Source organism: Emticicia sp. BO119 (assembly GCF_013912375.1).
GTDB lineage: Bacteria > Bacteroidota > Bacteroidia > Cytophagales > Spirosomataceae > Emticicia.
Map to the genome: position 1 here is coordinate 216,920 of NZ_JACETV010000001.1, position 12,283 is coordinate 229,202.

12 protein-coding genes are annotated in these 12,283 nt (G+C 36.4%); 8 read left to right on the forward strand and 4 right to left on the reverse strand.

Annotated elements, in window-relative coordinates:
- Positions 1-100 precede the first annotated feature (100 nt).
- Positions 101-958 (reverse strand): ROK family protein, encoded by an 858-nt coding sequence (locus H1R81_RS00915; protein WP_181838790.1) that lies wholly within the window; start codon positions 956-958, stop codon positions 101-103.
- Between the two features lie 562 nt (positions 959-1,520).
- Between H1R81_RS00915 and H1R81_RS00920 the strand changes: the two genes are divergently transcribed.
- Both H1R81_RS00920 and H1R81_RS00925 read left to right on the forward strand, forming a co-directional pair.
- Positions 1,521-3,650 carry a PQQ-binding-like beta-propeller repeat protein gene (locus tag H1R81_RS00920; RefSeq protein ID WP_181838791.1) on the forward strand — a complete coding sequence of 710 codons (2,130 nt, stop codon included), beginning with the start codon at positions 1,521-1,523 and terminating at the stop codon, positions 3,648-3,650.
- Positions 3,651-3,678: 28 nt separating this feature from the next.
- Positions 3,679-4,806, forward strand: coding sequence for a YncE family protein (locus tag H1R81_RS00925; protein ID WP_181838792.1), 1,128 nt, complete (start codon positions 3,679-3,681; stop codon positions 4,804-4,806).
- A gap of 132 nt (positions 4,807-4,938) precedes the next feature.
- On the opposite strand, the gene H1R81_RS00930 is transcribed toward H1R81_RS00925, so the two are convergent.
- Positions 4,939-5,358 (reverse strand): lipocalin family protein, encoded by a 420-nt coding sequence (locus tag H1R81_RS00930; RefSeq protein ID WP_181838793.1) that lies wholly within the window; start codon positions 5,356-5,358, stop codon positions 4,939-4,941.
- A 57-nt stretch (positions 5,359-5,415) separates the two neighbouring features.
- A complete protein-coding gene (locus H1R81_RS00935; protein WP_181838794.1) occupies positions 5,416-5,928 on the reverse strand; it encodes a hypothetical protein in 513 nt (170 codons plus the stop codon).
- 278 nt (positions 5,929-6,206) lie between these two features.
- Between H1R81_RS00935 and H1R81_RS00940 the strand changes: the two genes are divergently transcribed.
- The 6 genes from H1R81_RS00940 (at position 6,207) to H1R81_RS00965 (ending at position 11,237) form a co-directional block, all read left to right on the forward strand.
- Positions 6,207-7,112, forward strand: a complete 906-nt coding sequence (locus H1R81_RS00940; protein WP_181838795.1) for an ABC transporter ATP-binding protein — start codon at positions 6,207-6,209, stop codon at positions 7,110-7,112.
- A gap of 2 nt (positions 7,113-7,114) precedes the next feature.
- On the forward strand, positions 7,115-7,894 hold the full coding sequence (locus tag H1R81_RS00945; protein WP_181838796.1) for an ABC transporter permease: 780 nt from the start codon (positions 7,115-7,117) through the stop codon (positions 7,892-7,894).
- A 1-nt stretch (position 7,895) separates the two neighbouring features.
- Entirely contained in the window at positions 7,896-8,957 is a 1,062-nt protein-coding gene (locus H1R81_RS00950; protein WP_181838797.1) for a sensor histidine kinase, read from the forward strand.
- Positions 8,947-9,642 carry a LytTR family DNA-binding domain-containing protein gene (locus H1R81_RS00955; RefSeq protein WP_181838798.1) on the forward strand — a complete coding sequence of 232 codons (696 nt, stop codon included), beginning with the start codon at positions 8,947-8,949 and terminating at the stop codon, positions 9,640-9,642. The genes H1R81_RS00950 and H1R81_RS00955 overlap by 11 nt, the downstream gene beginning before the upstream one ends.
- 81 nt (positions 9,643-9,723) lie before the next feature.
- On the forward strand, positions 9,724-10,647 hold the full coding sequence (locus tag H1R81_RS00960) for a GlxA family transcriptional regulator (RefSeq protein WP_181838799.1): 924 nt from the start codon (positions 9,724-9,726) through the stop codon (positions 10,645-10,647).
- 68 nt (positions 10,648-10,715) lie between these two features.
- Positions 10,716-11,237: a DinB family protein gene (locus H1R81_RS00965; protein WP_229251034.1), complete on the forward strand. Its 522-nt coding sequence runs from the start codon at positions 10,716-10,718 to the stop codon at positions 11,235-11,237.
- A 432-nt stretch (positions 11,238-11,669) separates the two neighbouring features.
- Here H1R81_RS00965 and H1R81_RS00970 read toward each other — a convergent pair whose 3' ends face one another.
- On the reverse strand, positions 11,670-11,906 hold the full coding sequence (locus H1R81_RS00970) for a hypothetical protein (RefSeq protein ID WP_181838800.1): 237 nt from the start codon (positions 11,904-11,906) through the stop codon (positions 11,670-11,672).
- Positions 11,907-12,283 lie beyond the last annotated feature (377 nt).

The following is a 12,283-nucleotide window of genomic DNA, read 5'->3' on the forward strand; positions in this document are numbered from 1 at the left end:
TAAGGTTTTTAAAGGTAGCAGATTTGCCGGGAAAATCAAAAATTCTGCAACATAGACAAGAGTCCCAAATACAAGATTTACATAGTGCGGATTTAATTCTTTAATCTTTTAGTGCATAATTTTTTAATTCCTGAGGAATTAAGGCAGCGGCTCCTAAGAGTGCAATATTTTCATCTTTCGACTGAAATATTTTAAGCCTTTTCAATGATTGTGGAAAAGAGAAATCGTTTAATTCCTGGTACATACCAGTTTCAAAAAACGGGTATGCTTTAGCTAACGAACCGCCCAATACAATGGCCTCGGGGTCATACACATATAGAATGGCTTTTAAGGCCGCGCCTAAGTGAATACCGAATTTTTGCCACAGAGCTATGGCATGTTTATCACCGGCAATGGCAGCGTGGTTGGCTTCTAAGGCTGTAATGCCATGAATTGCCTCAAAGAAATTATTACTGGCATAATACTCAAAGTTTTTATCAAGATAGGGCAGTAGTCCAATCTCTCCTGCACCACAATTGTTGCCCACATATAATTCGTCATCGATGATAATACCAGAGCCTAATCCCGTCCCTGTTGTTACGCCTACCACTGAATGAAAGCCTTTAGCTACTCCAAAACGATACTCTCCCAAAGCAAAGCAGTTTACATCATTATTGACAAAAACCGGAATCCCAAACTGCTCTTGTAGAATATCTTTCAATTCTACTCGTTCCCATGATGGGATATTGGCCACATCATATACAATACCTTTTTCGGTATCTACTACCGATGGCACACCAATACCGATACTACTTACTGAATAAGCCATTAAAGGCCTGATTAATTCGATTAATTGTTGTAGTGTAGATGATAGAGAATCTTTTTGTTTCAGCAAAATAGTTTCCTGCTTAATGACAGTGCCATTTAGTTCGACACCCGCTTTAATTTTAGTTCCTCCCAAGTCAACCCCTATATTCATAGTATTTAGATTTGTTTGCCTATTGGTCAGCAGGCTTTATATTTCAATAAAGTTCGTGTCCAACAGATTATAGTTTTTGTATGGCGTAATTGATTAATTTCTACTCAAAAAAATGCAGTCATAAGGGTGTTCTGATTCGACTCCCCTCTATTGAATTGCTTTTTTCTACTCACAATTACAATACTGTTAATGGCTGAAAAGATACCATTGTGTAGCAGGGAATTTTAAATTTTTGTTGATTGTGGACTAAAGGTTTATTGATGTAATTATCAAATTGTTCATTGAATAATTAGACTATAAAATATCCTTTCTCTTGAAATGCCAGACCTTGAAGATAAAAGGCACTATTATTTCTTTAAGTATCAATATATTTTAAGGCTATAATAGTTACAAAAAACTGCTAAACAGACTCTTTCCTTAATTTAAATGAATTTATTTACTGTCTTTCAGATTGAATTTTTACTAATTTTGAGAACTCTATTCATCTAAAAACAACCGTATGGTTTGAAGGCTGTTTCGACAACCGTTCACCATGTTCGGTATTTCATTACCCCAATTAAATATGAGACCTGGCCAACAACTTCGTTTTTCTCTAAAGCCCTTTATAGCCTTGGTGAGCGTCACTTGTATTATTTTAAGTGCTACAAATGTGAATCTGCCTGATACTGACTGGTCAGAATACAATGGAGGACCTGACAAAAATCATTTTTCAGCCCTCACACAAATCAATACAGATAATGTTGCTGACCTTAAACCAGCATGGGAATATGCTTCAGGGGGTGCTGATACTGTAAAGAATACGACTCAAATGCAATGTAATCCTGTTATTGTTAGAGGAGTCTTATATGGGGTTTCGGCTGGTTCACAGGCATTTGCCTTAGATGCCGCAACAGGTAAAGAAATATGGAAAACCCGATTGAATGACGACACTTTTAACATGACGAGCAGGGGCGTCACCTATTGGACAGATGGAAATGAAGCACGGATTTTTTTTGCTTATGGAGCTTTGATGTATGCGCTTAATGCCAAAGACGGCAAACCTGTTACGAGTTTTGGAACAAACGGAAAGATAAATCTTAAAGATGGCATCACTCGTCCGGGGGCTGATGAATACGTAGTAGGCAACACCCCGGCCACTATTTTCAAGAATGTGCTGATTGTCGGTACAAGGGTTTCAGAGAGTGCATCGGCACTTTTAGGCGATATTCGCGCTTATGATGTAAAAACCGGAAAAAAAATATGGGTTTTTCACACAATTCCCAAACCGGGCGAGTATGGGTACACCACGTGGGAGAAACAGAACTATCAGAATACAGGAGGGGCAAATAGCTGGATGGGTATGGCAATTGACCGGCAAAGAGGGATAGTGTATGTTCCTACAGGCTCAGCGGCTTTTGATTTTTATGGAGGAAACCGTAAAGGAGATAACCTTTTTGCCAACTGTCTGCTGGCCCTTGATGCTGCTACAGGTAAACGTCTCTGGCATTTTCAGACAGTGCATCATGATATATGGGACAGAGATATTCCTGCGCCTCCTAATTTATTTACTATTACACAAAACGGAAAGAAGATTGATGTAGTATCTGTAGTAACTAAACAGGGCTTTACTTTTGTTTTTAACAGAATAACAGGCAAACCTGTATTCCCGATTGAAGAACGGCCTTTTCCGGCTTCTGATATTCCGGGAGAGAAAGCTGCTTTAACTCAACCTATTCCTTTAATGCCAGAACCTTTTACCAGACAGAGTTTTACTGTAAACGACGTAAATCCTTTTGCTTCTAATAAAGCGGAAATTATTGAGATACTGAAAAAATCTAAAACCGGAGGGCCGTTTATACCTTTGGGTAGAGAGCGTACTCTCTTTTTTCCGGGTAGCGATGGTGGGGCGCAATGGGGTGGAGCAGCCGTCGATGAAAATTCTATAATGTATGTGCCTGCCAAAGAGAATCCTGTGTTTAGTTCATTAATAGATGCCCCAAATTACAAATCCAGTAAAGCTTTGGTGACAGGTAAACAATTGTATCAGACTTATTGTGCATCGTGTCATGGTGCTGACCGGGAGGGTAATCATGATGGAACCATACCTGGCTTACTTAATATAACAGCTAAATATAACAATACTGCTATTCTACAGATTATGGTAAAAGGTAGAGGCATGATGCCAGCTTTTACTCAGATAAAAGCACAGGATAAGCAAGCTATTATAGATTTTTTAGGAGGTAAAAATACCTCGACACAATCCGATGGTAAATCAAAACTATCAACTGTTGCTTATACACATACAGGTTATAACCGTTGGTATGACACCAATGGTTACCCGGTAAGCACACCGCCATGGGGGACACTTACGGCTATAAACATGAATACAGGCAAACGCCAGTGGCAGGTGCCTTTAGGAGAATATCCTGAACTAACAGCTAAAGGAATCTCACCAACTGGAACAGATAATTATGGAAGTGCGGCAGTGACGGCTGGAGGTCTGTTGTTTATTGCTGCCTCAAAAGATGAGCAGTTCAGGGCTTTTGACCGCAAAACAGGTAAGATAGTCTGGCAGTTTAAATTACCTGCTGCGGGATACGCTTCACCCAGTGTCTATGCTGTAAATGGAAAACAATATATAGTTATTGCCTGCGGCGGAGGTAAACTGAGAAGTAAATCAGGCGATCGCTATATTGCCTTTGCTTTGCCTTAAATATTCAACCTTTTATATTTTACATTCAATGAAACGTATCATCAAAAGTCTTATGCCAGTATTGTTTGTTATGGTACTGATAGCTGCGTGGAAACCTGCAGTAGAAGAAACCCGTCAAACCCCTAAAATTAAACGGTATCTGTATGTCGCTACTCCTGGTGTGCGCGATTATTTAGGATATGGTGGGCATGGTATTCAGGTTTTTGATATGGATAATAAATACAAATTTGTAAAGTATATCCCAACCTCTGGTTTTCATCCGAACGGAACACCTTCAAATGTAAAAGGAGTATGCGTAAGTCTGGCTACCAATTGCATTTACATCAGCACGCTGGAAGGTTTGCAATGTATTGACCTGACAACTGAAAAACAGGTATGGGAAAAATCATTTGAGGGTGGCGCAGATAGAATGGCCGTTTCACCAGATGGTAAAACGATATATCTCCCATCGCTTGAAAGAGAATTCTGGAATGTGATTGATGCCAGGACAGGAGATATTATTACAAAAATTGTTACCAATTCGGGCTCTCACAATACACTTTATGGCTTATCAGGTAATTATGTGTATCTCGCTGGGTTAAAATCTCCATACCTGACGGTTGCTGATGCTAAAACACATACAATTGCCAAACAGATAGGCCCATTCAATGCAGAGGTTCGTCCGTTTACGATTAATGGAGCAGAGACTTTAGCCTATGTAAATATCAATGGTTTATTGGGGTTTGAAATAGGAGATATAAAAACCGGTAAGAAATTACACCGTATAGAAGTTCAGGGTTTTAATAAAGGTGAAGTAAAACGGCACGGTTGTCCGACACATGGGATTGCTTTAACACCCGATGAAAAAGAAATATGGATATGCGATGGAGCCAATAACCGTTTACATATCTTTGATAATACTGTTATGCCTCCAAGACAGGTAAACACGATTATAGTAAAAGATATGCCAGGTTGGATTAGTTTTAGTTTAGATGGCAAACACGCTTTCTCTGCCACAGGAGATATTATTGATGTAAAAACCCGCAAAATTATAGCAAGTCTTGAAGACCAGAATTATAACAGTGTTCAAAGTGAAAAAATGGTAGAAATCCATTTCAATGGTAAGAAACCCATTAAAACCGGAGATCAGTTTGGTATGGGTAAGGTGAGTCAATGATTGTGTGATCGAATTGAACTGAAACAGAGCTTTAGCTTTCAGCCAAAAACCGTGGGGAGATAGCCCAAGTTATAGTCATTTGTTCATCTGATAGCGAAAACTATTTGGAGATATTACATTTTGGCTGAAAGTCTACTCTTTTACAAAAACATATTCTCCAACTGTATAGGGTTTTAGTATAAGTTTTTTATTACTCAAAGAGCTGATTTCTACTAACTTCCCTTCCGTAGAAGACATACACATGGCTCTGATTCTAATATTTTTATCGCTAATCTCATAACTCCCAGACCCACACCCCATAAACGCATAATCTGCAGGTATTGTGTTTTTGTAGGTTTCATTAAACGCACCCTTTGAAGAGAACTCAATATATACACCCTTACTATCTGGCACTATTACCGGCTGGCATCCGGAAGAAAGCCCGCCTGATGGATAACAATAAGAAATCAATCTCCATTTGCCTGTAATATCAGCGGCAGGATTAATATTCTTTTTGTCCTGACAAGCTATTAATAAAGTAGCCCAGATAAAGAATTGTATTTTTCTCAACATAGTAATATCAGATTCTTAAAAATTATATAGAATTGTATAGATAGCAGATTTCAAGTATTACTTATTCTTTCTGAAAAGATAAGCAGGGGCATCAAACGCCATACCATTATCAATCATTAATTCACCCGTACAGATTCTGATACTTCCTCTGATAAAATTATAAGAACCATCATCAAATTTTTCCTTGTCAGGATTTATTCCAACCATAAATATTTGTTCGTATTCAGACTGTATTAAATCATAGGTCATAATTTTTGTCAACTTGTCATTTTCATAGATTTCGGCTAATTGTTTACCATCGGCTTTTTCTGAAATGATGAGTTTTACATTCGGTACTTCATCTGACGGTGGCACCATTGTAATCATACCTTTTAATTGCCATTCTCCATAAATTTCTTTTTTTACGTCAGCTATTTTCAAAGATACATTAGCAGAATTACGAAGACAGTCGAAATCTAAAATGGATTCTGCTTTGACCATGTTTGGGGAAGGAACATCCTGATCGGAAGTTTTACAAGCGTTTAGAGTTAGTAGAGAGAAAAGGCTACAGCCAAGTATCAACTTTTTCATACAAATGTATAGATTGATAGTTTATTTGGTACTATGATGCCGTGAATATAAAAATGGTTGGAACGAATCTGAAATTTTTAAGAAAGATTAACATTATTTGAATCAGTGACCAGCCTTTAATAGAGTAGCATGATTATAATATTCAAAAATACCATTTCTTGTTACAGGACTTTTACCCGATATATTGCCCATTTAACCGATAAATAGAACCTGTTGACCTATTATAGTTTCTTCGGGAATGGCTTGTCTTTATTTTTGAATTAAATAAAAAAGCTATTATGACAACTATTCAGGTAAGTAATGTATCCCATCAATTTTCTAATCAGGAATATGTATTAGATAATATTAATTTGAATGTGCGAGAGGGAAGTATTTATGGTTTTCTGGGTCCCAATGGTGCCGGGAAAACCACTACCCTCCGCCTTATTTTAGGATTGCTGAAAAAACAGAAAGGCAAAATTGAAATTTTCGGAAAACCTTTTGACAGTCATCGAATTGAAATCCTCAATAAAATCGGTTCTCTGATTGAAAGCCCTTCAATTTATGGGCATCTGACGGCCATAAATAATCTGAAAGTATGGCAAAAGATTTACCAGTCACCTGATAACCGTATTGGCGAAGTACTGGAATTGGTAGGGTTAGCTCATACGAAAAATAAAAAAGCCAGCCAGTTTTCGTTGGGAATGAAGCAAAGATTGGGGATTGCCGTAGCATTACTGCACAATCCGTCGCTATTGATTTTAGATGAACCAACTAACGGACTCGACCCAAGCGGTATTGTAGAAATCAGAGAACTATTAAAGCGATTAAATCAGCAGCATGGCATAACTATCATTATTTCAAGCCATTTATTAGGCGAGATAGAAAAATTGGTAACTGATGTAGGTATCATTAACAAAGGCAAAATGCTTTTTGAAAGCTCCCTTACTGATTTAATGAATCGCCAGCATCAGGCTTCTACTATTTATTTCGATACCAACGATAATGCAACCGCACTCCAATTGATGCACCAACAAAAAATTGCAGCGCAGATTGAGAAAGAGCGTATTGTGGTTTCGCAGTTATCAAAGCATACAATTGCTCAGATCAACCAGAATTTAGTTGCCAATAGCATTGAAGTTTATGGCATCAGAGCTATTGAAAATGACCTCGAAAGTATTTTTATGAATTTAACCAACAATTGATTATGATTAGCTTTATACATAGTTTCCAGAGTGAATGGCTTAAAAAGAAAGGCACATTGGCTTTCTGGCTGGTATTTGTCGGTAGTTTTTTTATCCCACTTATTTTTCTTTCAAGAGGCATTTTCTATCCAAAAGATTTCTTGGCAGAAGCTAAAAGTCCTCAGTTCTGGGACATACTAACAAGCCGTAGCTGGCAGTTTATGGCAATTCTGCTTTTGCCATTAGGAGTGGCCTTAGCCACCAGCCTTATTACCCAGATTGAGTTCAGAAATAACACATGGAAACAACTCAATACAACTCCGCAGAGTTTATCGGTAATTTTCTGGAGCAAATTCGCTGTAATTATTGTCATGCTCCTTCAGTTTTTTATACTCTTTCATATTGGTATGTACCTATCTGCCCTGATACCTGCTATTATTAACGGCAGTACCGACTTCTATGAGCGTTCAGTGCCATTTGAGTCTATTTTGAAAATGGCAGGATTATATTTTGTAGATTGTCTGCCCATTGTAGCTTTACAATATTTGGTCAGCCTGCAGTTTAAAAACTTTTTGGTGCCTTTAAGTTTCGGAATAGGCCTGCTTTTAGCCTCATTAATTGCCGTGCAATGGAAATATGGTTATATAGTACCCTACACTTATTGTCCTTATAATATGTTTTCGGCAAAACAACCACAGATGGTACCGGCCGGAGTTAATTTTCATTACTGGGCAGTTGGGTATTTCGCTGGAGCTACATTGTTAGGCTATTTTTTATATCTTAATAAGAAAGAAAAGGGGTAATATGAAAAAGATGGTTGTAGTTTCGTTGCATATTGGGTACTGGTTTTTGTACTTATTCCTGCTTTTTATTATTCTTTTATTATTACAGATAGGAACAAAACTGAAAGCGCAACCACTTTTCTTCGATTATCGATTCGAAACTTTTTTTGCTTGTTTTGCATTATTACCAGCTATATTAGGTTTTTATACCTTTTATAGCTTTCTTTTTGATAAGTTTTTACTCCAGCGTAATATATTTCTTTTATTTGTATCTGGCATTTCTGCCTCTATATTTATTGGTTTATTGAGCAGTACTGTTATATCTGTTCTTCACTATTATGGAATCGGCCCCGGAGTATTCGGTGAAAATATTTATGCGGTCATAACTATTCTGATTGTAATTTCCATTATCTCTTTATTGAATGGTGGGATGGGCTTGCTAACAAAGGGATTCATAAGGTGGTATGCCGAATTAAGATGGAAAGAAGAGCTCATGCGCAAAAATTTTGAAATGGAGCTTGCCTTGATAAAATCTCAGACAAGCCCGCATTTTTTATTTAATACGCTCAATAATATTGATGTACTCATCACCAAGAATGCTGAAAAGGCATCTTTGTATCTGAATAAACTATCCGATATTATGCGGTATATGCTATACGAAACAAAGGGTGAAAAAATACTTTTGGCTAACGAATTAGCTTATATTGAGAAGTACATTGACCTGCAGAAAATCAGAACTGCCAATCCGAATTTTGTCGAGTTCACAATAATAGGTGATACCGTGAATGTGTTGGTCTCACCCATGATTCTACTACCTTTTGTTGAAAATGCCTTTAAACATGCCGATAACAGAAAAAATGAAAATGTTATCAGAATAGAGGTGGCTGTTGAAAAAGAACAGTTGATATTTGAATGTGAGAATAAATATTCTAAATCAGAAATGCAACAAGAATTTGGAGGTTTGGGAAATGAATTAATAAAACGACGGCTGGAACTACTTTATCCGTTGAATCATGTATTATTAATCAGCAAAAACGCTGATATTTATAGTGTAAAATTAGCGATTGGCATTCATGAAAATTAGCTGTATAATTGTAGAGGACGAACCATTAGCCGCAGAACGCTTGCATAACTATGTACAGAAGCTGCCTTTTCTGAATTTAGTAATGATGTTCGACAATGCAATTGATGCCCTTGTTTTTCTCAAAACCCAGTCGGTTGATTTACTTTTTTTAGATATAAACTTAGGCGATTTTTCGGGGATTAAATTATTAGAAACGGCTCATATTAAAAGTCAGGTTATACTTACAACAGCCTACCATGAATATGCTATAAAGGGGTTTGATTTAAAAGTAAATGATTATCTGCTGAAACCCTTTACATTCGAGCGCTTTGTACAGGCAGTAGGCCGGGTGCAGGATTTTTTTGTTAAAACAGAAATACAACAACCCAAGAAATTTATTTTCGTCAAAACAGAATATAGGTTAGAGAAAGTATTATTTGATGAAATGCTATTTATTGAGGGAAAGGGAGATTACAGGCGGATACACACTCACACCAAGAAAATTATGACACTCCAGACCTTTACTGACTTTGAACAGGAAATTCCAACTACCATTGTATGTCGGGTACATAAATCGTTTATGGTGGCAATTGATAAAATTGACTCGATAGAGAAAGATCGCATACGTATTAATAATATACTCATTCCGATTTCGGATAGCTATCGACAGGGATTTTATGAAATTATCAACCAGTCCACAAAATAGATTGTTGGCTTAAAATGTCAGCATCTTGTCTGTTTCAATTTTATTAATTCTTCTAATTTTGTAGCATCAAATGAATAATGAATGGCGACCACAAAAATCGTTTTTCTGATTTTACCAGAAATCCAACTGCTTGATCTGGCAGGGGCCGATCAGGTATTCTACGAAGCCAAATGCTATGGCTCAGATATTGAAATTGATTATTGTTCATTTGAAAATACTATTAAAACCTCAACTTTACTACCTATAGGCAAGGTAAAAGATTTACATGAAGTAAGTTTTAAAGCAGGAGATTATCTGATTATCCCTGGGGCTGAAACTTCTTATATATTATCAGATGAATTTAAGGCTAAATATGAAATATTTGATTGGCTCAAAATGGCGTATAGTCAGAAAGTAATATTATGTTCGGTTTGTACAGGTGCATTTGTTTTAGCCTTGGCAGGATTGCTCAATAATCGGAAATGTACTACACATTGGAAGCGAACAGCACAGCTTCAGGCATTGTTTCCCAAGACAGAAGTGGTGGAGAATATTCTTTTTATGGAAGATGGAGGAATATTAACAAGTGCTGGTGTAACCTCTGGTATTGATTTGGCCTTGCATATAGTGAGCCAGTTAGAAGATGATTTCTTTTCGTATAAAGTAGCGCGTGAATTAGTTATTTATATACGGAGACATGGGAATCAATCTCAGCAGAGTATTTTTCTGCAATATCGTAACCATATACATTCAGGCGTACATAGGGTGCAGGACTGGTTGAAGGAAAATATTCACAGGAAATCTTCTTTACCCGATTTGGCTGATATAGCTTGTATGAGTACACGGAATTTTACAAGAGTCTTTAAGAAAGAAACAGGGATTTCAGTCAATGATTTTACGACTTTGATCAGGAAAGAAAAAATAAAAGCCTTGATAAAAAAACCGGATATAACCAGAAGTCAGATTGCCAATCAATGCGGATTGAAAAGCGAAAGACAGATAATAAGATTACTGAAAGAATTATAATTACGGAAAAGCTAATTATACTTATGTGTTTGCAGATATAAACAAGTACTCATCAATTAATCAAGCTAATGAAAAAATCGGACATTTATCCTATGCCAGAGTATTTCGACAGATATATTAATCTGGCGGATGACGTGGAATTAAAGAAAGCCTTAGACATCAGTGCAGAAGAATTGAATAATCTACCTGTAGAGCAATGGGAAACCATAGGTGATAAGGTATATGAACCGGGCAAATGGACCATTAAGGATATTCTGCAACATATGATAGATACCGAACGAATCTTTGCCTATCGGGCCTTGTGTTTTGCAAGAGGCGAAACCTCAAGAATGCCTTCTTTTGATGAAGAAGAATATGGCAGAAACACCAATGCTAACCAACGTACTTTAGAAAACCTGATAGATGAATTAAAAACTAATCGGGCATCTTTCATAGCACTTTATAATTCATTTACAGATGAAATGCTATTGAGAACCGGATTGTCTTTTAAAGGAATATATTCTGTATTGGCTATAGGTTTCATTATTGCAGGTCATCAACGTTGGCACCTGAATATAATCAGGGAGAGATATGAGGGATTGGTTAACTAATCCATCCCCTTTTCAAAAATAATCTTCCCAAAAATACCAGTCAACCATGGGTTCGCTTGTTTGCATACAAAACGAGAGAAGCCTATTTGTTGCTTTATCATCAAAAAACATTTCTTTCGTCAATAAAATGTGTTTTAAAATAAATGGTAGAGTATAGCTTTGAAGGGAATATTCTTTCAAAACAATTCATTCCTCTTTCAAGAGATCTAAGAATTTCTCAAAAATACCATTATTAAATTCAACACAGCACGGGTTGAATTTTACTTTAACTCCTGCCAATTGAAATTTTTCTACAACCTCAATGACATCAGAATTTAGTTGACCTATTAGCAATTAGAGACATTCTACAATGGTTTCGTCAAAATCAAGCCAAATACTAAGTGCTTCGATTATTACAGATAGATTTGTTTAAACAATCCACAGCATTTATCACTACTGACATTCTTTCAAAATTCCATACATCTGTAACATTTGTATTATATCATTGTCCTGAATAGCTTTTTCAGCATGAGCTAAATGGATTTTTAATCGTTGGGAAGCAATAATCCCAACGTTGTTCGGTAAGGAATGATAAAGATTCAATAAATCTTTTACCCGGCTTATCTCTTTGAGTAGATCATGGGTCAAGTCAGTAGACGACTGATTGGAGGTTTGGATAGTAGTTCTCACGCAAAAGTTATTTTTAGTTATATTAAAGGTTTTAGTGGCTTACCATACATAAGTCAGAAGAGTTTGGCTGTAAATAAAGGTTTAATTACTCGTTAAAAACAGATTTAAAGCATAAGGTAATGGCTATTTCTGCTTATTTTGGGTCCATATTTCTTGATTTACAGCAAATTTCACTCCAAAGTGTGCTTAAGTTGCAATTGTTTTTTGGGCTTTAAAAATAGTTTTTCCCTGAGATAAATTTATCGTTTATCATTGCAGGACCAATCGTAATAGTTGAAATAAATAAGAGATTACAGTTTTGTATTACTTTACAAACATTGAATAATTAATTCAGTAGTATTTAGAGGTGTAAGCCTATTTTTTATTTTCTTATAAAG